The 21,676-nt window shown below is 39.5% G+C and carries 22 protein-coding genes and 1 tRNA gene; 11 read left to right on the forward strand and 12 right to left on the reverse strand.

All coding sequences use genetic code 11. The features are described 5' to 3' along the window. The first annotated feature begins 66 nt into the window (after positions 1–66). The 3 genes from purU (at position 67) to D2V08_RS13225 (ending at position 4,110) form a co-directional block, all read left to right on the forward strand. Positions 67–915 carry a formyltetrahydrofolate deformylase gene (gene purU, locus D2V08_RS13215; protein WP_119608635.1) on the forward strand — a complete coding sequence of 283 codons (849 nt, stop codon included), beginning with the start codon at positions 67–69 and terminating at the stop codon, positions 913–915. A 62-nt stretch (positions 916–977) separates the two neighbouring features. Continuing rightward, on the forward strand, positions 978–3,266 hold the full coding sequence (locus D2V08_RS13220) for a glycoside hydrolase family 65 protein (RefSeq protein WP_119608636.1): 2,289 nt from the start codon (positions 978–980) through the stop codon (positions 3,264–3,266). Between the two features lie 139 nt (positions 3,267–3,405). After that, entirely contained in the window at positions 3,406–4,110 is a 705-nt protein-coding gene (locus tag D2V08_RS13225) for a DUF4197 domain-containing protein (protein ID WP_119608637.1), read from the forward strand. A gap of 184 nt (positions 4,111–4,294) precedes the next feature. On the opposite strand, the gene D2V08_RS13230 is transcribed toward D2V08_RS13225, so the two are convergent. After that, positions 4,295–4,819, reverse strand: coding sequence for a hypothetical protein (locus D2V08_RS13230; protein ID WP_119608638.1), 525 nt, complete (start codon positions 4,817–4,819; stop codon positions 4,295–4,297). Between the two features lie 201 nt (positions 4,820–5,020). Here D2V08_RS13230 and D2V08_RS13235 point away from each other — a divergent pair, with 201 nt between their 5' ends. Continuing rightward, complete coding sequence (locus D2V08_RS13235) at positions 5,021–5,215, forward strand: hypothetical protein (protein ID WP_119608639.1); 195 nt, start codon at positions 5,021–5,023, stop codon at positions 5,213–5,215. Positions 5,216–5,218: 3 nt separating this feature from the next. Here the strand turns inward: D2V08_RS13235 and pyrF are convergent, their stop codons facing one another. From pyrF to D2V08_RS13280, 9 genes are all read right to left on the reverse strand, one after another. Then, positions 5,219–6,040, reverse strand: coding sequence for an orotidine-5'-phosphate decarboxylase (pyrF, locus tag D2V08_RS13240; RefSeq protein ID WP_119608640.1), 822 nt, complete (start codon positions 6,038–6,040; stop codon positions 5,219–5,221). A gap of 42 nt (positions 6,041–6,082) precedes the next feature. Continuing rightward, the gene (gene prfA / locus D2V08_RS13245) at positions 6,083–7,159 is read right to left on the reverse strand and encodes a peptide chain release factor 1 (protein WP_119608641.1); all 1,077 of its coding nucleotides are present in this window, start codon (positions 7,157–7,159) and stop codon (positions 6,083–6,085) included. A gap of 68 nt (positions 7,160–7,227) precedes the next feature. After that, positions 7,228–8,523: a DUF3570 domain-containing protein gene (locus D2V08_RS13250; protein WP_119608642.1), complete on the reverse strand. Its 1,296-nt coding sequence runs from the start codon at positions 8,521–8,523 to the stop codon at positions 7,228–7,230. A 24-nt stretch (positions 8,524–8,547) separates the two neighbouring features. After that, positions 8,548–8,757 (reverse strand): DUF4266 domain-containing protein, encoded by a 210-nt coding sequence (locus tag D2V08_RS13255; protein WP_119608643.1) that lies wholly within the window; start codon positions 8,755–8,757, stop codon positions 8,548–8,550. Between the two features lie 12 nt (positions 8,758–8,769). Then, entirely contained in the window at positions 8,770–9,765 is a 996-nt protein-coding gene (locus D2V08_RS13260; RefSeq protein ID WP_119608644.1) for an FAD:protein FMN transferase, read from the reverse strand. Then, positions 9,762–10,199 (reverse strand): thioredoxin family protein, encoded by a 438-nt coding sequence (locus tag D2V08_RS13265; RefSeq protein WP_119608645.1) that lies wholly within the window; start codon positions 10,197–10,199, stop codon positions 9,762–9,764. The genes D2V08_RS13260 and D2V08_RS13265 overlap by 4 nt, the downstream gene beginning before the upstream one ends. 18 nt (positions 10,200–10,217) lie before the next feature. Further along, positions 10,218–10,658 carry a QcrA and Rieske domain-containing protein gene (locus D2V08_RS13270; RefSeq protein ID WP_119608646.1) on the reverse strand — a complete coding sequence of 147 codons (441 nt, stop codon included), beginning with the start codon at positions 10,656–10,658 and terminating at the stop codon, positions 10,218–10,220. Positions 10,659–10,705: 47 nt separating this feature from the next. Continuing rightward, positions 10,706–11,884, reverse strand: coding sequence for an AIR synthase related protein (locus tag D2V08_RS13275; protein ID WP_119608647.1), 1,179 nt, complete (start codon positions 11,882–11,884; stop codon positions 10,706–10,708). Positions 11,885–11,962: 78 nt separating this feature from the next. Further along, entirely contained in the window at positions 11,963–14,149 is a 2,187-nt protein-coding gene (locus tag D2V08_RS13280) for a glutamine synthetase III family protein (RefSeq protein ID WP_119608648.1), read from the reverse strand. Positions 14,150–14,360: 211 nt separating this feature from the next. On the opposite strand from D2V08_RS13280, the gene D2V08_RS13285 reads away from it, so the two are divergent. Beyond that, positions 14,361–15,371 carry a glutamine synthetase beta-grasp domain-containing protein gene (locus D2V08_RS13285; RefSeq protein ID WP_119608649.1) on the forward strand — a complete coding sequence of 337 codons (1,011 nt, stop codon included), beginning with the start codon at positions 14,361–14,363 and terminating at the stop codon, positions 15,369–15,371. A gap of 61 nt (positions 15,372–15,432) precedes the next feature. Here the strand turns inward: D2V08_RS13285 and D2V08_RS13290 are convergent, their stop codons facing one another. Continuing rightward, complete coding sequence (locus tag D2V08_RS13290) at positions 15,433–16,371, reverse strand: calcium/sodium antiporter (RefSeq protein ID WP_119608813.1); 939 nt, start codon at positions 16,369–16,371, stop codon at positions 15,433–15,435. A 151-nt stretch (positions 16,372–16,522) separates the two neighbouring features. Here D2V08_RS13290 and D2V08_RS13295 point away from each other — a divergent pair, with 151 nt between their 5' ends. The 3 genes from D2V08_RS13295 (at position 16,523) to D2V08_RS13305 (ending at position 19,318) form a co-directional block, all read left to right on the forward strand. Continuing rightward, positions 16,523–16,882, forward strand: a complete 360-nt coding sequence (locus tag D2V08_RS13295; RefSeq protein WP_119608650.1) for a BlaI/MecI/CopY family transcriptional regulator — start codon at positions 16,523–16,525, stop codon at positions 16,880–16,882. After that, the gene (locus D2V08_RS13300; RefSeq protein WP_119608651.1) at positions 16,879–18,651 is read left to right on the forward strand and encodes a M56 family metallopeptidase; all 1,773 of its coding nucleotides are present in this window, start codon (positions 16,879–16,881) and stop codon (positions 18,649–18,651) included. The genes D2V08_RS13295 and D2V08_RS13300 overlap by 4 nt, the downstream gene beginning before the upstream one ends. Before the next feature lie 523 nt (positions 18,652–19,174). Next, positions 19,175–19,318 (forward strand): SsrA-binding protein, encoded by a 144-nt coding sequence (locus D2V08_RS13305; RefSeq protein WP_119608652.1) that lies wholly within the window; start codon positions 19,175–19,177, stop codon positions 19,316–19,318. Here the strand turns inward: D2V08_RS13305 and D2V08_RS13310 are convergent. Then, positions 19,315–19,827, reverse strand: a complete 513-nt coding sequence (locus tag D2V08_RS13310; protein ID WP_119608653.1) for an adenine phosphoribosyltransferase — start codon at positions 19,825–19,827, stop codon at positions 19,315–19,317. The two genes, D2V08_RS13305 and D2V08_RS13310, sit on opposite strands and share 4 nt — an antisense overlap. Positions 19,828–19,890: 63 nt before the next feature. On the opposite strand from D2V08_RS13310, the gene D2V08_RS13315 reads away from it, so the two are divergent. From D2V08_RS13315 to D2V08_RS13325, 3 genes are all read left to right on the forward strand, one after another. Beyond that, a tRNA-Arg gene (locus D2V08_RS13315) sits at positions 19,891–19,964 on the forward strand. A 187-nt stretch (positions 19,965–20,151) separates the two neighbouring features. After that, positions 20,152–20,586, forward strand: coding sequence for a MarR family winged helix-turn-helix transcriptional regulator (locus D2V08_RS13320; protein WP_182835552.1), 435 nt, complete (start codon positions 20,152–20,154; stop codon positions 20,584–20,586). Position 20,587: 1 nt separating this feature from the next. Next, complete coding sequence (locus D2V08_RS13325) at positions 20,588–21,658, forward strand: serine hydrolase domain-containing protein (protein ID WP_119608655.1); 1,071 nt, start codon at positions 20,588–20,590, stop codon at positions 21,656–21,658. The last annotated feature ends 18 nt before the right edge of the window (positions 21,659–21,676 follow it).

Genomic DNA, 21,676 nt, shown 5'->3' on the forward strand with positions numbered 1-21,676 from the left:
AAAAAATAATAAAAGTTTGGGCTTCCTTTTTTGAATATCATAATTTTACCCCCTTAAATGCGTCCAATGAAACTGACTATTCTTATCAATTGTCCTGACCAATCCGGAATAATCCGTTCTGTGACCACCTTTATTCATCAGCAAAAAGGAAACGTGGTCTACCTTGACCAGCATGTGGACAAACAGGCAGGCGTGTTTTTTATGCGTTTAAAGAGTGAATTTGAACAGGAATTGGATTTAACCAAGTTCAAAGAGGATTTTGGAAGAGAATTGGCAACTGGGTTTAGGATGGAGTGGGATGCCTATACCGATGTGTACAGACCAAAAATGGCCATTTTTGTCTCCAAATACAATCATTGTTTATATGATTTATTGAGCAGGTATAATTCTGGGGAACTTTCGGTGGATATTCCTTTTATTTTGAGCAATCACAAGGATTTGGAATATGTGGCAGAGCAGTTTGATATTCCCTATTTCTATATTCCCGTGACCAAAGAAACCAAAGCTGAGGCCGAGGACAAGCAGCTCGATCTTTTGAAAAAGTACGGGGTGGATTTCATTGTGCTAGCGAGATACATGCAGATAGTATCACCAAAGGTGATTGATGTATTCCCGCAGAAAATCATAAACATTCATCACTCTTTCTTACCTGCATTTGCAGGAGCAAAACCCTACCATGCCGCTTTCGAACGGGGTGTAAAAATTATCGGTGCAACGAGCCACTATGTTACAGAAGATTTGGACGCAGGGCCTATTATTGAACAAGATGTAACCACAGTTTCCCATACGCATTCTGTTAAAGATTTTATTGCAAAGGGAAGGGATTTGGAGCGTATTGTGCTTTCGCGTGCCGTTAAGCTTCATGTTTCAAGAAAAACCATGGTCTACAATAATAAAACGGTGATTTTTTCCTGATTAAAGATTATGTATCTTATAATCAAGAAGCAAAAACAAACTAATAAAATATCAATTCTGAGATGAATCAAGACTATATACAATCAAATCCATGGAGCATTATTGAAGAAGGTTTCGACAAGGAACGCGTGAAATCCTCCGAAAGCCTTTTTAGTATAGGCAATGGAGCTATGGGACAGCGCGCCAATTTTGAAGAATCCTATTCAGGGCCAACTTTTCAAGGAAGTTATATTGCCGGAGTTTATTATCCAGACAAAACCCGTGTTGGATGGTGGAAAAATGGATACCCAGAATACTTTGCCAAAGTATTAAATGCTCCTAATTGGATCGGTATCGATGTAAGCATAAACGGTGAACCTTTGGATTTGGCCACTTGTACCAACATCAAAAATTTTAAGAGAGAACTTAATATGAAGGAAGGGTGGTACCGAAGAAACTTTATAGCTACCACGCCCAACAATATTGAAATAGAAGTTGTTGCGACACGTTTTTTGAACCTGTCTCATGATGAAGTGGGGGCCATTCATTATCAAGTTACACCCCTTAATGCTGATGCTGAGATACTTTTTAAGCCATACATTGATGCTGGAATTACAAATGAAGACAGTAACTGGGATGATAAATTTTGGAATACCACCAACATTAAATCAGATAAAAACAGAGCTTTCATAGAGTCGCACACCATGAAGACCAATTTTAATGTGTGCACTTTTATGCAAGCCCATTTGGTCTATGGAGATACTATAAAAGACACTCCCCATTCGCTTAACCAAGAAGAACTTTCTATTGGTTTTGAATTCTCTCAAAAAGTAAAGAAAGGAGAGAAAGTAAGTTTGGTTAAGTATGGTGGTTATACAGTAGACCGAAACCATAAAGCCGATAAATTGACCGAAGCGGCCCATACAGCACTAGACCAAGTTTCTTCTCTTGGCTTTGATGGCCTTTTGGAAGAGCAGAAAAAAGCTTGGGCACGAATTTGGGAAATGAGCGATATAGCAATCCAAGGTGATGTAAAGGCACAACAAGGTATTCGTTTCAACATCTTCCAATTGAACCAGACCTATTTAGGAACCGATTCCCGACTGAATATTGGACCAAAAGGATTCACAGGAGAAAAATATGGTGGAAGTACTTATTGGGATACCGAGGCCTATTGTCTTCCATTTTATATGGCCACCAAAAACCAAGAAGTAGCGCGAAAACTGCTCAAGTACCGCTACAATCATCTGGAAAAAGCGATTGAAAATGCCGAAAAATTAGGTTTTACAAATGGTGCGGCACTCTACCCAATGGTTACCATGAACGGCGAGGAATGCCACAACGAATGGGAGATTACCTTTGAGGAAATCCACAGAAACGGGGCCATAGCCTATGCCATTTTCAACTATTCAAGGTACACCCAAGACTATAGCTACGTACCAGAAATGGGATTGGAAGTACTTATTGGAATAGCTCGATTTTGGCAACAACGAGTAAATTGGTCTGCACACCGCAACAGATACGTAATGCTCGGAGTAACCGGTCCGAACGAGTACGAGAACAACGTAAACAACAATTGGTATACCAACTACTTGGCCAAATGGTGTTTGGAATATACGTTGGAACAATTGGAATACGTTCAGCAAGAACATCCAAATGACTATAAAAGGATTTTGGATAAAACCCAATTGGGGAATGATGAAACCGGTTTATGGAAAAAAGTAGCTACCCATATGTACTTCCCCTATTCGGAAGAACATGGGGTTTATCTACAACAAGATGGATTCTTGGACAAAGATTTGATTCGTGTGGCCGACCTCGATAAAAAAGAACGCCCCATTAACCAACATTGGAGCTGGGACCGTATTCTCCGATCACCATACATTAAGCAAGCGGACACCCTGCAAGGCTTTTATTTCTTCGAAGACCACTTTACCAACAAGGAATTAGAAAAGCATTTCGATTTCTATGAATCTTTCACGGTGCACGAATCCTCACTTTCACCTTGTGTGCATGCGATACAGGCAGCAAAATTGGGCCGTATGGAACAAGCGTACACTTTCTATCTCAGAACCTCACGATTGGATTTGGATGATTACAACAAAGAAGTGGAAGAAGGGCTCCACATTACCTCCATGGCAGGTACCTGGATGAGTATTGTAGAAGGTTTTGGTGGTATGCGCGTCAAAGACGGAAAACTTTGTTTTACTCCTCAAATTCCCGAGCAATGGGATATGTATTCCTTCAAACTTAATTTTAGAAATAGAGTTCTAAAAGTAACGGTTACACAAGAAGGAGCCGAATTTAAAATCGATGAGGGAGAAGCTTTGGAAATTGTTGTGGACGATAAACCTATTACCTTATCCGCTTAGTTGTAAAATTTGAATTACGCCAAAAAAAGTAAATACCAGGGATTGCTGTCAAATTGAGATGATTTCATCTAAAAAGTTCTAAAAACGGTCAATTTATGCGGCATTCAAAGTATTTTCATATCCACTTAAAAATTTAACCATGAAAAGATTACTGCTATGCATTTTAGTATTTCAACTAGTAGGATGTGCTGAACTCCAACAAGTTGTGAATCAATTGCCCCAAGGGCCTACTGGTATAGGAAATGACCAAATAGCTCAAGGTTTGCGCGAAGCCTTAAATATGGGCATTGAGAAACAAGTTAACAAGTTGACCAGCGAAAATGGGTTTTACAAAAACCAATTGGTAAAAATCCTTCTTCCCGAAGAATTACAAAAAGTGGACAAAACTTTGCGGGACATAGGTTTATCTAGCTTGGCCGATGAAGGTTTGAGAATAATCAATCGTGCCGCCGAAGATGCCGTAGGCGAAGCAACTCCCATTTTTGTTGATGCTGTTAAAGGAATTACTTTCAACGATGCCAAACAGATTCTTTTAGGAAACGATAATGCAGCCACCCAGTATTTACAACAGGCTACCAAGACTCAATTGTACAATAAGTTTAATCCGATTATCAAGAATTCCTTCCAAAAAGTAGGAGCAGACCAAATCTGGAGCAATATCATTACGAGGTACAACAACTTACCCTTGACCAATGATGTAAATCCTGATTTAACCGATTATACGACCAATGAAGCTTTGGAAGGGGTATACACGATGATTGCTTTGGAAGAAAAAGAAATTAGGACAAAAGTTTCGTCAAGAACAACAGATTTGTTAAAAAAGGTCTTTGCTCTTCAAGATTAATCACAATTTTTTATTAATAATGCAATAACTTGAAAAATAATGCGTTATAAGCTCAATAATTAAGAGTAATTATAACAAAATCCTAAAGTTAAATTAACCTTGACCTGAAGGTTAAGCTTGAATTTTGTAAAAGTTATCTGAGTTAGCATTTTTTTGAGTTAGTTAGTTTAAAAACCGGTGTTCTTCACCGGTTTTTTGTTTTCTCAACTTTTTGATAAACCCCATCAAAAGCAATGGAGACATTATTCTCTTGTCCTAGGACCTCCCAAAGTTGCCTAACAGTTCCATCTTCATTTTTGGTCCAAGTAATACGGTTCCTATATTTTTTGCCATCAGCTTTGGTAAATTCATCCGAAGTTAAAATCATTTGATTGCCAACCCGATGTCCTTTCAATTTCAGAGAAGCCCCAGCATTATCAATCCACAACTGTTCCCATTCATTGGTTTGGGTATTGTAGAAATTGAGACTGGTTCCTGTATACCCAGCTTTGGCACTGGTCCAGTTTTCTCGAATCACACAACCATCCTCTTCCCTTCGGATTACACTTGAACCTGCAGGAGAACCACCTTGGGAATTGACCACTTCCCATTCCCCAATCCAAAAATCAAAAGCTCTGTGGTTTTCGGAGCAGCAATTGCAATTATTCGCACTCTGCCCGCACAATACGACTTGAAATAACAATGTGAAAATGAATAATAACTTTCTCATACAAACAACATTAACCTGTTGGTCAACTCTTATTAAAGGTACATTAATTTTATTCTAACCGAATGTAAGCAAATTCACTATATGAGATACTTTACGTTAAATTTTAGATAAATAACCTGATTTTTAGACGTATACCAACATTTATCATAGTCCATCAGCCTGTTTTGAACGTATCTTTGTTATTAACAAATCTTGAGAGCTATGAATAATCAGTATTGTAAAGTTGGGTCAGTCACACCGATCACCAGTGTAAGCCAAGCAGCATCAGTTTTGGAAGTAATGCACAACCATTTTATGGAGAAAGCTGCCAGCGTATCTGGTAAGGATAGCCAATTGGGAGAATTCTTCAAAAGAAAAGCGCAGAGCCTAAAAAAGGTATTGGAGAGCTTAGCCTAAGCTTTAGGCTAGTTTTGCCAATTCAACAGCCATTTCCTGTTGGATTTCTTGTGCCTTTTTCGCAGCGATATTTGCAAAATCCAACCCTGTTGATGCATATAAAATACCTCGTGAGGAATTTACCAGCAAACCTACATCCTTGGTAATTCCATATTTGCAAACTTCTTGCAAACTTCCGCCTTGCGCACCTACCCCTGGCACCAATAAAAAGTTTTCTGGTACAATTTTTCTGATATCTTCTAGATACGTAGCCTTAGTCGCACCAACAACATACATTAATCTTTCAGCGCCTTTATACGTTTTGGACACGGATAAAACCTCTTTATACAATTCCTGACCATCCACATTTCTAGTCTGAAAATCAAATGCACCTTGATTAGATGTTAGTGCCAATAAAATGGTATGCCTATCCTCGAACTCCAAAAAGGGTTCGACAGAGTCTTTGCCCATATAGGGTGCGATAGTGATGGAATCAAAATCCATGGTCTCGAAAAATGCCTTGGCATATCTCGTGGATGTGTTCCCGATATCTCCACGTTTGGCATCTGCAATCGTGAACATTTCTGGATGATTGACATTTAAATATTCCATGGTGCGGTCCAAAGATTTCCATCCCTGCAGACCATAGGCTTCATAAAAAGCAATATTGGGCTTGTAGGCCACACAAAAGGGATGTGTAGCATCAATAATGGCCTTGTTGAAAGAAAAAATGGGATCTTCGTCTTTTAGAAGATGTTTTGGAATTTTATCTAAATCTGTGTCGAGGCCAACACAGAGAAATGATTTTTTTTGATGTATTTGGGAAATTAAATCTTCTATTTTCATTTTGAATGGTTCTCGACCGTGACTGAACTGAGAATTAACAGATTAAAATATTTCCGAAGCTTCTTTGAGTTTCTCGGTGTTTTCCACCAACATCAACTCATCAATAATTTTTTGGATATCGCCGTTGATGATATTCTGTAAATCATAAAGTGTTAGACCAATTCGGTGATCGGTCACCCTACCCTGTGGATAATTGTACGTCCGGATTTTCGCCGAACGGTCACCACTGCTTACCTGCGAATTACGTTTGGCAGCATCTTCGGCCTGTTTTTTGGCCAATTCCATATCATATAAACGGGAGCGAAGTACCTTAAAGGCTTTGTCCTTGTTCTTATGTTGGGATTTTTCATCTTGACATTGCGCCACAATCCCTGTAGGTTCGTGCGTTAAACGCACCGCAGAATAGGTTGTGTTCACCGATTGTCCACCAGGCCCTGAAGAACAGAAATAATCTATCCGTACATCCTTGGGGTCAATCTGCACATCAAACTCTTCCGCTTCGGGAATCACCATCACGGTAGCCGCACTGGTATGCACCCTACCTTGGGTTTCGGTCTGTGGCACACGCTGCACACGGTGCACCCCTGCTTCAAACTTAAGAGTTCCGTATACATCTTCGCCATTCACCTCAAAGTGGATTTCCTTGTATCCACCACTGGTACCCTCGCTTAAATCGATGACGTTGGTCTTCCATCCTTTGGATTCGCAATATTTGGTATACATGCGGAACAAATCTCCCGCAAAAATACTGGCTTCATCTCCACCAGTTCCCGCCCTGATTTCCATCACCACGTTCTTCTCATCTTCAGGATCTTTGGGAATCAACAGGTATTTAATTTCTTCTTCCAACTTGGGCAAGGCACTTTTGGCCTCATCCAATTGCATTTTGGCCATTTCCAACATTTCCGCATCACTTCCATCGGCAATAATTTCTTCGGCTTCTTGGATATTGTTGGTAAGGGTAATGTATTCGTCGCGTTTGTCGCTGAGCAACTTCAAGTCTTTGTACTCCTTGTTCAGTTTTACATAACGCTTTTGGTCCGAAATAATATCGGGCTGTATGATAAGGTCCGAAACCTCGTCAAAACGCTGTTTTACGATGTTGAGTTTGTCTAGCATAAATCAATCCTCCTATAGGAATGCGAATTTACGATTTTTTAGTTGGATTATTTTCCAACTAAATGAGGTCAGTTACCAACAAAAGTAGTCCCAAGAGTGACGATGAAGGCATTGAGGCCATCACTCCGATCATATTGGCTAAATCGTAGGTTGATGGTCTTCAATCCAAAATTGAGGACTTGGGCTCTCGTAAAAATATCCTTGTACTGCACCCCTATCCCATATTGATGGGCATTGTAATTGGACAAATCATAGTCCGAAGTATAAAAATCATCCGTAGACAACGCCTGTTCCTTTGGGTAAAAATAATCTGCTGCAGTTTGGGTATAGTATCGATAAGTCGGATACAAAGTGAATTTATCGGTCAACTTGAATGGAGCTTCCAGACTTGCGGTGTGGGAGCTAATGCCCCAATCGTCCCAATAAAAACGGTAATAGGAACGTAGCACTACCAAATCGTTCAAATAATAATTTAAACGACCACCCACGGGTATCTTAAATCGACTATCGGGCAATTGCTCCACATTGTCCGCCAATTGGAAATCATCAATATAAAAATCTTCAAAATCCGAGAAATACACCCGTTGGAACGGCGTGCTCAACAACCCGTTTTGGGAAACCACATCTATAAATAGGGCGCCTTGCAATTTTTGACTCAAAATTTGGGAAAAGCTTAATGACAGTGCATAGGAGTTCCTGTTCTCGCTTTCAAACTCTGAAAAAATAGGATTGTAAGTTCCATTTCCTGTAATGCGGTCATCAAAGAAACCATCACGAAGTTCAATAGGATAAACAGCATTCCATTTGTCCAAAAATACTTTCCCACTTAGCGTGATTTCCGTATTCTTTTCGTTGAACAATTTGGTATAGCTACCTCCAAAACCAATTGAAAAATAATCGTACTCCGATGAAAAATAAGCATTGGCACTCCAAATAGCATTCCTGTCATCTGAACTGTGTGAATATGATGGGTTGATATAGGCCAACAAATCCTTTCGAGATTCTCCGGATGAGGCATCAAAAGGAGTAACATTGAGACCACCATCCAAAGGATTTACATTGCTTGAGGATGCCGAAGTATAGGCGGACAATCCAACATCCACCGTCAAAATATCATCTTCGTTCATGGGCATTCGCAAAACTATACTTGAAGTAGCATCAGTCAGTTCCTCGGTACCTTCACCTCCAGTCACCGCAGCATTCTGTCCATCTTGACTATAATAACTGAAAAGCAAATCCACCTCGCTTGCCTCTAATACCCGACGCTTATATGAAGCATCATTTTGTTGCGCCCAACTCACGGATACCATCAAAAACAATATTAAAACAAAAATGAGTTTTGTTGATTTGGATGTCTGATTCATCTGATTTGAATAGCTTTTATCTCTTTAATTACATCCACATCCACCACCTGTTTTGCCCCCGTTGGCACCAGCGGAAGCCTCCCTATAAATATGAAAATTGGTCTCGAAGCGTTCACATGGTCTTGCGCTCAACTGCATCTCATCATCATTCACATAAACCTTGTCGTACTCGCGAACGGCAACGCAGGAACTCGAAAAAATCAAAAGCAACAATAAGAAAAGTGGTCTTCCCATACTTTAAATGTACTAATTCGTATCGAACATGATTCCTGAACTTTTATGAACTTTGTTTTCAGCGTCGATAACAACTGCTTCCAAACCATCAATCTGGTTGATCATGTGCAAACCAACATCTCGCCCCATGATAAATACGGCCGTGGCCATAGCATCGCATAACTCTGCTTGTTTGGCAAATATCGACACGCTGTTTATCCCCCGTGTAGGATACCCTGTTCGTGGGTCTATTATATGTGAATACTTTTCCCCATCCAGAATAATATATTTTTCATAATTCCCCGATGTAGCCACAGAGGATTCTATTATTGGCAACCAACTAAACACTTTGTCCTTGCTCAAAGGGTTGGCAATACCCACCAACCATTTTTCACCCGTTACTTTGGTTCCCCAAGTAGTAAGATCTCCCGAAGCGTTAATGATTCCGCCTTTTACATCTTTGGAAACCAAAAGATCTTTGGCCCTATCGGCAGCATAACCTTTACCAATGGCGCCAAATCCAATACACATACCCTTTTCGGGCAAGAAAACGGTCTGGTTATCATGGTCTAGCTGAATTTTTTTATAGCCGACTTTGGAAACGGATTTTCTAATGCTTTCTTCAGAAGGAACTTTGTCCATAGTTCCATCAAATCTCCATATCTCATCCATGGAGGCATAAGTGATATCAAAAGCGCCATCGGTTATTTCTGATATTTTGATGGATCGCTCGATTAAATTGAAGAGTTCTCGACTTACCTTGACTGGTTTAATTCCCGCATTTTTATTGACCAATGAGGTTTCGGAGTCCTTATTCCAGGACGAGATTATCTTCTCTATACGTTCAATTTCCGAAACGGCTTCGTCAATATTGATATAGCCTATTTCCTCGTTTGGAGCTACCACAGTAATCTCAAACCGGGTCCCCATCAATTTCAAGGTTTTTTTTACAGTGACATCCGTTTGCCGAGACTGCCCAAATGACAACAAACAACAAAAGCTGCAGGCTAAGGCAATCAAAGTTTTCATTTCAGAAATTTATTTAATGTCTTGATGTATTTTTCGGGACTGGTTCGGGCTACAAAACCAGTGGTGCCCAAAACATTTTGGTTTTTGTCCATTACCACCACCAACGGAAAATAACCCTTTGGGTTATATTTTTCGGCTAGCGACTTATTTACGTTTAATTTTTCTTGTGGTAATTGGTTTTTCTTTTTTCGTGGAAAATCAGCATCATACATTACATAGTGTTCCACAGCGTAGGTTCTGAATTCCTCGGCATCAAAAATGTGACGCTTTAAACGGATACACGGCGCACACCAATCGGAACCGGAAAACACCAAAACAATGGGTTTGTCCTCATCAGCAGCCTTGGTAAGGGCATCATCAAAACTATCTTGCCATTGTTGGGCCTGAAGTATGCCAGAAAAGGTAAAAATTATTAAATAGAATAACTGTTTCATACGATTTGGGATTTAAAACTACTCATACACCCGTAAAATGGAACCATTAAGTTCAGTGTTATAAACCTTGAGTGCTTTCGCAGCGGCACCATCCACTTGATTTAAAGGAGTTCCGTCCTGGTCAAAACGAGAGCCATGAACATCACAATAGAATATTCCCCCATCTTGATTTACAAAACGCACCTGATCATAGGATTGATGGCTACAAACTTGGCTGGCAGCCACATATTCCCCTTCAAGGTTTTTAACTACCACCACTAAATTTTTCAATATAAATCCACCATTTTCAGAAAGGTTGGAGGCTTCCGAAGAAGTAAGGTCTATCGTAAAATCGACACCTGTAGGTTCTTCTACCAGATCACCATCAACTTCATCTTTAGAACATCCTTGTAAACAGGGGAATGCGAGGGCAAAGGCTGCGCCTGCCCCCAAACTTCGTAGAAACTCTTTTCTTTCCATAGCATGAGGTTTATAAATAAGAACGCTATTTCAAGACAAATCGTATGCTAGTATTCAAACTTGCCGTACTGGCTCTGAATGGTCAGTTTTTTGCTTTCCGAGGGTTCTACGCGACCAATAATTTGTGCATCTACTTCGAAGCTTTTGGAAATAGCAATGATTTCATCCGCAACTTGCTCATCTACATACAACTCCATGCGATGGCCACAATTAAAAACTTGGTACATTTCCTTCCAATCCGTTCCCGATTGCTCTTGAATCAATTTGAACAAAGGCGGAATGGAAAACATATTATCCTTGATAATGTGTAGGTTTTCTACGAAGTGAAGAATCTTGGTTTGCGCCCCACCACTACAATGCACCATACCATGAATCTCGTTGGAAGAATATTGTTCCAATACTTTTTTAATGATGGGTGCGTAGGTTCTCGTTGGAGACAACACCAATTTTCCTGCATCGAGAGGTGAATCAGGTACCTCATCTGTCAATTTTGTATTTCCGGAATACACCAATTCTTCAGGAACGGAAGCATCAAAACTTTCGGGGTATTTTTCGGCGAGATATTTGGAGAACACATCATGTCTGGCCGAAGTCAATCCATTGCTGCCCATCCCTCCGTTGTATTCGGTTTCGTAACTCGCCTTTCCGAAGGACGCCAAACCTACAATTACATCTCCAGCTTTGATATTGGAATTATCGATGACATTTTTTCGTTCCATTCGAGCGGTTACCGTGGAATCAACAATAATGGTACGTACCAAATCACCCACATCGGCAGTTTCCCCTCCAGTGGAACGAATGGTAATCCCATGCTTATCCAAATCGGAAATAAGTTCCTCGGTTCCATTGATGATAGCTGAAATTACATCACCAGGAATCAAGTTTTTGTTTCGCCCTATGGTTGAAGACAACATAATATTGTCAGTTGCACCCACGCAGATCAAGTCATCCACATTCATAATAAGTGCATCTTGAGCTATACCTTTCCAAACTGAAATATCCCCGGTTTCCTTCCAGTACATGTATGCCAAAGAGGATTTGGTTCCTGCACCATCGGCATGCATTACCAAACAATGTTCCTCACTACCTGTTAAATAATCGGGAACAATTTTGCAGAACGCCTTGGGGAAAAGGCCTTTATCAATATTCTTGATGGCGTTGTGCACATCTTCTTTGGAGGCGGAAACACCCCGCTGGGCATATCTTTTACTGGTATCCGACGACATATGAATGGTTTGGGCAAAAATAACGGAAAGCCATCAAATTATTGACATGCTTTCCGTCTTTTCCTTTAGGACGTTTTTTTATTTAGAAAACAACATTTCCCTGTATTTGGTAAATGGCCAGAATTCATCGGCGATAAGTTTTTCCAATTTATCGGAATGCTCCCTGATCTTATCAAAATAAGGCTTAACATTATTGCAATAGGCCTGGGCTTTTTTATCTACTACGGACATGCCATTGGCTCGTCTTCTTGCATCCGCCATCTCATCCGTAAGCTTTTTGATTTCAATGATATGCTCACCTATTTGTTCAAGAATGTTCAACTGTCCATCCGCTACTTTTTTATGTGCGGCTCCATAGACCTCTTTTAATCCATGAATGTTTTCCAATAATAGATTTTGATATTTTACAGCAGCAGGAATAATATGGTTATAGACCATTTCTCCCAATACTCGTCCTTCAATCTGAATATGGAAAATATAAGCGCCCATCTCTACCTCTTTATGGGCTTTGAGTTCCACTTCGCTCATCACATCCATCTGCTTAAAAAGCTCCAGACTTTGCTTTGATGTGATTACTTGGAGTGCTTCTGGTGTGTTTTTATTGAAGCTCAGTTTTCGTCTCCTTGCTTCTTCCTGCCATTCAACACCATAACCATCACCTTCAAAACGAATACGTTTCGAGGTTTTGATGTATTCCCTAAGCACATTGAAAACTGCCTCGTCCTTTTTTAGACTTTTCTTGTCGATCAAGGCATCGACTTCCTTTTTAAAGTCGGTAAGCTGTTTGGCCACAATGGTATTGAGCATGGTCATGGGCTTGGCGCAGTTCATTTTGGCACCAACGCCTCGCATTTCAAACTTGTTCCCTGTAAAAGCGAACGGTGAGGTTCGGTTTCTGTCGGTGTTGTCCAACAATATCTCGGGAATCTTCCCTACCACGTTGAGTTTAAGCTCGGTTTTTTCCTGTGGAGATAATTTTCCTTTGGAAACACCTTCCAATTCATCGAGCACATCGCTCAATTGTTTACCTATAAATATGGAAATGATGGGTGGTGGTGCTTCATTGGCACCCAATCGATGATCATTACTGGCAGAGGCAATGGAGGCCCTTAACAATTCTTCGTAAGTATCCACCGCTTTGATGGTATTCACAAAAAAGGTCAAAAACTGTAGATTCTTCATGGGCGTACTGCCAGGACTCAGGAGGTTCACCCCGGTATCGGTACCCAAAGACCAATTGTTGTGTTTACCCGACCCGTTGATTCCAGAGAATGGCTTTTCATGAAAGAGTACCGAAAAATTGTATCTATCGGCAATCTCCTCCATTACATCCATCAATAATAAATTATGATCTACGGAAAGGTTGGCCTCCTCAAAAACCGGGGCAAGTTCAAACTGGTTCGGCGCTACTTCATTATGACGGGTCTTGACAGGAATACCGAGTTTGGTACATTCCTTTTCGAGTTCACTCATAAAGCCGAGAACCCGTGGTGGAATCACTCCAAAATAATGATCGTCCAACTGCTGACCTTTGGCAGAAAAACTCCCCACCAAAGTTCGCCCTGTTACGGATAGGTCCAAACGGGAGTTGGCTAGTGATTTATCAATCAAAAAATACTCTTGTTCCCACCCAAGCGTGGCATGTACTTTTCTTACGTTTTTATCAAAATATTGTGCTACCGACGTAGCAGCTTGGTCCACAGCATGCAAAGCTCTTAAAAGGGGAGCTTTATTATCCAAGGCTTCCCCCGTGTAAGCTACAAATATGGTAGGTATACAGAGTGTTGTTTTATAAACAAATGCCGGAGAAGTAGGGTCCCAGGCGGTGTATCCCCTTGCTTCAAAAGTGTTTCTGATTCCACCGCTGGGAAAGCTAGAAGCATCGGGCTCTTGCTGAACCAATTGCGCTCCTCCAAATTTCTCCATCGCTCTTCCATTAGGGAGAATATCAAAAAAAGCGTCGTGCTTTTCTGCGGTTGCCCCGGTTAATGGCTGAAACCAATGGGTATAATGGGTTGCTCCCATAGAAAGTGCCCAGGCTTTCATACCCTCGGCCACTTGGTCGGCGATTTTCCGATCTATTTTAGTGCCTTGAAAAATGGCGGACTTTACTTTGTCAAGAGCTTCCTCAGTAAGAAATTGATGCATCTTGTCTTCATTAAAAACGTTCTTACCAAAAAGGTCAGATCGTTTACCTGTTTCGTTGATATTGGCATGTTCCCTATTGCGGCTTTCGACCAAGGCTTGAAATCTTGTATTTGGCATTTTTAACAATCTTTAGTTTTCAAATCTACAATTAAGAATTTAATAATATATACTTCAAAAATTACTTTTTTTTCAGTCAACCCTTATTAAAACAGGGGTAATATAAATAATAAGCACAAGTTTGTGATTTTAACCCCATAAAACATTGATAATAAAATGAAAAAACTATTTTTGTTAATCATAAAATTGAGAACGATTAACTACCAGAATTATGAGCAAATCTAAATTAGAGTATCTATGGTTGGATGGTTATGAACCAACCGCCAACATTAGAAGTAAGACTAGAATAGAAGAAGATTTTAGTGGCAAACTGGAAGATTGCCCAATGTGGTCTTTCGATGGTTCATCTACAAAACAAGCCGAAGGAGGTTCCTCTGACTGCTTGTTGAAGCCTGTTGCCATTTACCCAGATCCCGCAAGAAGAGATGGTTATTTGGTAATGACCGAGGTATTAAATGCTGACGGAACGCCACACGCGAGCAATTCCAGAGCTACCATCGACGATGCTGATCACGACTTCTGGTTTGGATTTGAGCAAGAGTACTTTATTATGGACACTGCGACGGGTCTTCCACTAGGATTCCCTGTAGGTGGTTATCCAGGCCCACAAGGTCTTTACTACTGTTCCGTTGGCGGAAGAAACACTTGGGGAAGAGACCTTGTTGAAGAACATGCCGACCTATGTTTGGATGCAGGACTTAATTTCGAAGGTATCAACCAAGAAGTTGCCGCCGGACAATGGGAATTCCAATTGTTTGCCAAAGGTGCCAAAAAAGCAGGTGATGAAATCTGGGTTGCCCGTTACTTACTGCAAAGATTGACCGAGAGCTACGGATACTACATTGAGTACCACCCAAAACCTGTTAAAGGTGACTGGAACGGTTCCGGTATGCACGCAAACTTCTCCAATACTTTATTGAGAACTTGCGGGTCCAAAGAAGTTTACGAAAAAGTTTGTGAAGCTTTCCGTCCTGTAACCAAAGAGCACATCGCAGTTTACGGTGAGTACAACGATGAAAGGTTGACCGGTAAGCACGAAACTGCTTCTATTACAGATTTCAGCTATGGTGTTTCCGATAGGGGTGCCTCCATAAGAATTCCAATTATGACTGTTGAGAAAGGTTGGAAAGGATGGTTGGAAGACAGAAGACCTGCTTCTAACGCCGATCCATACAAAGTTGCGGCCGTGATTGTTAAAACGGTAAAATCCGCAGACGTATAAACACGTATATAAATTAGTTGTTGATTATAGATGAAAACCGTCCCGCTATTTGGGGCGGTTTTTATTTTATGGTCATGTATATAAAAGTGGCATAAAATGCCAAAAGAACCAATCCATCTCTCCACCCCAATCGTAACCCCTTTGGAAAGAACACCAAAGGAAATATAAGAAAGGATATACCGAGCATCCAGAAGATATCTTTGGACAACAACCCTTCATCCATTACGGTTATTGGTGTGATTATAGAAGTTATCCCCAACACAGCCAACAAATTGAAAATATTGGAACCAATCAAGTTTCCCAACGAAATCGCTTTCTCCTTTTTAAGCACGGCTATAACGGATGCTGCCAATTCAGGTATACTTGTTCCTACGGATACAATCGTAATCCCTATTACACGATCACTAACTCCAAATGTGGAGGCCATACCCACCGCGCCGTCAATAAGCAATTCCGAGCCACCCCAAAGTGCGATTCCCCCGATTCCCAAGAAGAGTACAATCTTATATAATGGTAACGGAACGTCATCTTCCGGCATTTCATCAACAACTGCGGTTTTTTGAAACCTTAGCAGATACACTAGAAAGACGAAAAGAAATGAAACAAGGATAATTCCTTCGTATCGCTGAAGTTCCCCATCAAAATAAATGAAGCCACAGAACATTAGGGAAGCCACAATCATCACTGGCCAGTCGGTAGTGTAAAAACTCTTTCTAACATCTATACTGCCCAGAATTACGGTAATGGCCAAAACCAGTCCCAAGTTGGCAATATTGGACCCTACCACATTGCCTAAAGAAAGATCTGGAAAACCATCCAATGCCGCTTTTATGCTTACAATAAGCTCTGGGGCCGAGGTGGCAAAAGACACCACGGTCATACCAATAACAATTTTTGGGATGAATAATCGTAAGGATAAAGCCACCGCTGACTTCAACAACCAATTCCCTCCTGCGATAAGAAGAATCAATCCTAAAACAATAAAAAGTAGATTTCCCAAAAAAGTAAATTTTCGTGCAAAGATAATGGAAGATCTACTCACTAAAGAAGGTTCTTTTAAAAAGAAAAACTATAAAAATAGTTAACAAACTATAAAAATAGTTGTTTAACTATAAGATTAGTATTATGTTTGGGCAGATAATGAGAACATCATGCAAAAATTAACCAATAAGGAAGAGGAAATCATGAAAATCCTCTGGGAGCTGAAAAAGGCTTTTGTAAAAGAAATACTTGAGGAAATACGGGGTGAAAAACCACATTATAACACCTTATCCACTATTGTGAGAAACTTACAGGAAAAAGGATTTGTGGATTATGAGGCGTTTGGGAACACCCACCGTTATTTCCCTGTAGTGAGCAAAGAGGAGTACCGGAAGAAATATGTGAACTCCGCTATTGCCGATTACTATAATGATTCGTTCAAAAGCTTGGTGTCACATTTTGCAGAGGAAGAAAAAATATCCGTTAAGGACCTAAAGGAAATCATTGACTTAATCGAAAAGAAAAAATGATGGAACCGATATTGATGTACTTTTTACAATCTGCGCTTATCGCTGGAGGATTTTTGGCGGTGTATCAAATCTTTTTAAAAAAAGACACTCTTTTTACCGAGAACAGATTATTCCTTTTGTCCGGATTGGTACTTGCTTTTACATTTCCATTGATTAAAATCCAAAGAACCATTATGGTGTCCAAGCCTGTTCTTATTCAAACAGGGGAAAATACCATTCAAACAACCACAAATACCATCAACAATAGTATTTATAGGCTGGAGAATATACTTTTCACCTTATATATAGGAGTGTGTGTGTTTTTGTTGGTCAAATTTATCATCAGACTGATTGCATTGAAAAAGTTATCCCAGACTGCCCATATACGAAGAGAAACTCCCTTTTTGCATATGGTCACCGAAAAACGGATATCTCCCTTTTCTTTTTTCAACTACATATTTTACAATCCTAGACTTTTTGAGCCCAACGAGCTACAGACGGTCTTGGAGCATGAAAAAGTACACGCACGCCAATACCATACCCTGGATATCTTACTATTGGAAATTTTAAAAATTCTTTTCTGGTTCAATCCGGTATTGTGGTTGTACAAAAGTGCCATAAAGCAAAACTTGGAATATCTGGCCGACCGTTATGCCATAGCAGGAGCGGAAAACAAGAAATCTTACCAATATCTTATGCTCAAACAAGCAGTAGACAAACAAGAATATAGTTTAGCCAATTCATTTTATAATTCATTAATCAAAAAACGAATAGTCATGTTAAATCAAAATCAATCAAAAAAAATCAATGTTCTAAAAACCTTAATGGTTGCTCCTTTGTTGGGATTGTTCCTTGTAAGTTTTAATATTGAAGAAACCTACCTATACCAAGATTCCGACAGTGTTGAAAGTGTAATGGACGACAAAACAGTTGAACTGACCATTGATAAAAACACATCAGATTCTGAGCTTGATAAAATCAAAAAAGATTTGGCCAAGGACGATATTGATTTCAGTTATACCACCGTAAGAAATGATGACAAAGAGATTATTTCAATCTCCCTCGACCTAAGAGGCAAAAACTCCAAGGGAGAAACCTTTAGCGGCAATTACAACTCCAATTCTGACGGCCCTATTGATCCTATAATGGTTTTATATGATGATGAGGCCAACTTGGTTTCCTTTGGCAGTGCCAAGTACAAGAAATTTCGTTTGCATAAAACGAATGAAGATGGTGTTACCTGGAGTACGTCCGATGAAAAAGAAATCATTGTTAAAGAAGTTGATGGAACCAAGATAATAACCATAAATGGGGAAGTAGTAGATGAAGATGAGCTTCACACCATGGACATACAACTTGATAGCGACGATGGAGAGGAAAGTGTTTTTATAATAAAGCGAGAGGATAACAACAAACATGTAAAGATTGAAAAACGGGGGAGCAAAAAAGATGGGGTACATGTTATGACAATTATAGACTCCGATGGCGATAAGGATGTGGAAGTAAAGAAAAGCACGAATGTGATGATCATCAAAGATTCGGATGATGATGAAGATATTGAGGTCATCAGCAGTGACGATGATGCAGGTTTCTTTTTTATAGATAACGATGGTAAGGGTGAACCGCTATACATCGTTGACGGTAAAAAAGTAAAATCCAAGGACGTTAAAAAAATCTCTCCAAATAATATCGAAAGCATTAATGTATTTAAAGGTGATAAAGCCATGGAGAACTACGGAAAAAAAGCTAAAAATGGGGTTGTTGAAATAACTACCAAAAACAATAAATAATTTCTGAAAAGTCATTTTTTGTATAGTTCATAGAACCGCCTAAAAAGGCGGTTCTTTTTTTATGCTACCAAACGAAAACTCCAAAATCGACCCTTTTTTAAACGAAACTTCCCTAGGTTTTCAAAAAACACCCCAAAAAGCCCCTACAATTCTAACATTTAATCACATTTAATGCAATATAACATTACATATTGTCACTTTTTACAAGGCAACTAGTTACAGTTGTAGACGTCATCCGTTTATAAGAATACAATCTCGTATGCAATTACATAGATTTTTATCTAATCGCTTGGAACCATGACTTTTATCATTATATATTCGAAAATATAACAGTAGCATAATTGTTTTTTTAAGCTTTAAACCAGTCAAATAATGATAGCAATCGTAAAATTTTTCATCGCACTTCTTGTTCAACTCCTAACCCTAATTTTTATTTAAAAAGTAGATAGGATTATGGCAGTAATACAAACCAAAATAGTGTGTAAACTGCTTTAATTATATTTGCCATAACCAACACATTGATATGTTTTATAAGATTTTGGCAAAAATCAACAAAGCCCTACTCCCCTCTTACACCAAAAAAGGGTTGGACCTCTCTCAGGCATCCAAATTACAACTGGTAATAATTGGTTGGAGATATTTTGTCACTAAAAAAGCATTGGATTAGTACTGAAGAAGTACCCCCTTATCGTAACCATTAATTTTATCGGCACCATTTAAAAAGGTGAGTTCAATCAAAAAGTTACATTGAACCACTTCGCCTCCCAGTTTTTCTACTAATTTACAAACTGCTTGAGCCGTACCTCCAGTAGCCAAAACATCATCGTGTATTAGAACCTTGTCTCCTTTTTCGATGGCATCCGAATGGATTTCAAGAGTTCCTGTGCCATACTCCAAATCATAGGATTCAGAAATTGTATGGAAGGGCAGCTTTCCAGATTTACGAACGGTAATAAAACCGGCGCCCAATTTTTCGGCCAACATGGAGGCAAAAATAAAGCCCCTACTATCTACCCCAATAACTTTATCAATTTTCATATTAGCAGTTAAACCCAACAATGCTTCGCCTGCTTTTTGGAAGGCTTTTGGGTCTTTTAATAAAGGGGTAATGTCTTTAAAAACAACGCCTGGCTTGGGGAAGTCCTCAATATCACGAATGTAGGGTGCAAAATCCATTTTTTTATATGCTAGGGTTTTGTGGTAAAGTTAAAAAGAAATATATTTGCAGCCCTTAAATAAGGCCGCGTGGCGCAACTGAATAGCGCATCTGATTACGGCTCAGAAGGTTGCAGGTTTGAATCCTGCCGCGGTCACTGGGCAGCAATGCCAAAATAATCAAAACCCTTGCATGATTCATGCAAGGGTTTTTGTTTTTAGAAGCCTATTGATTTTAATTGACAACAGTGCAATTTTATAATCTCCAAGAAAGCTTAAAATCAATTTTGTATGGCAATATTATTTTATTTGATATATCAATTACATTTGTATCAAATAACTGATATGAAAATTCCGGCAAAAACGGTTTTCTACCATATTGAACGTACTATCAAAACATACAGAAAGTTCTCCAGGAAGAATTTTTTAAAAGTTGTGGATGATATTACCATAGATCAAAAGTTGATTCTGCAGTATCTAAACGACCATCCTGAGTTAAATCAGAATGAAATTGCTGAATTGGTTTTTAAGGACAATGCATCCTTAACACGAATGATTGACCTGATGGTACAAAAAGGATTCCTTCAGCGGTCCATTAATCCAGATGATCGTAGGAGATTCAAAATTGAACTAACACCCAAAGGAAAGGAAGTCCTGGAAAAATTAGCTCCGATAATCGTCGAAAATAGAAAAAAAGCATTTGATGGAATATCCGAAGAAGAACTTACACAACTGAAGCAAACACTCAATAAAATAGTATCCAACTTAAACAAAAATTGAAATGCGAAAAACGCTTTGGATCATCTGCTCTTTGGCTTACCTATTATCTAGTTGCGAGAGTAAAGCGCAAACTTTTCCCGATGAAACTTGGACTAGAGCTGAAAATCCTGAAACCATGGGTTGGCCTGATGCTGAAAGGTCCAATTTCACAAGATATATTGTAGACAGCACCAACATTACCGGTTTGGTTCTTGTACATAAAGGGCAGATTGTATTGGAATATGGAAACATTAATGAAAACAGCTACATAGCATCCTGCCGAAAAAGCATTCTTGCCATGTTGTACGGTAAATATGTAGAAAATGGCACCATCGATCTAGACCAAACGTTGGAAGAGTTAAGTATTACCGATGTAACGGAACTCCTTCCCGAAGAAAAAAAGGCCACCATTAAAGATTTGATCTCTGCTCGTTCCGGGGTATACTTAAGAGGGTCAAATGGCGGTGATTTTCGAAGGTTTGCTCCTGAAAGAGGTTCGGTTGCACCGGGAAGTCATTGGTTGTACAACAATTGGGATTTTAATGTGGCCGGACACATTTTTGAGCAAGAGACCCAAAATAATATCTACGACGAAATCGAAACTCAATTGGCCAAACCTTTACAAATGCAAGATTGGGACAGAACACTCCAACAAAAAAGTGGTGATTCTAATATCTCCAAGTTTCCCGCATACCACATGTGGTTTTCTACTAGGGATATGGCCCGTATCGGATTATTAATGCTGCGTAATGGCAAATGGAAAGATGTACAAGTAATTCCCGAATATTGGGTACACGAAGTAATAAAACAACGGACTTCGTATTCGGAAGCCCAAAAAAGTGTGCCCCTACTTAAAGAAGATGGGTTGGATTTGGGGTATGGCTATATGTGGTGGCTCATAGAAAACACCAACGATCCAAAACTGAAGAATGCCTATTCCGCCCAAGGAGCCTTAGGGCAGAATATTACTGTTTATCCAAATATAGATGTGATTTTAGCCTTTAAGACCAACAGTGTTTACCGAAGAAGAAACTCCATTCAAACCCAAATGAAGGTCATCAAAAAAGCTATTGAAATATATGACGCTAAATAACAAACTCACTAAATCTAT

It is taken from the genome of Flagellimonas lutimaris, from assembly GCF_003581615.1.
Lineage (GTDB): Bacteria > Bacteroidota > Bacteroidia > Flavobacteriales > Flavobacteriaceae > Flagellimonas > Flagellimonas lutimaris.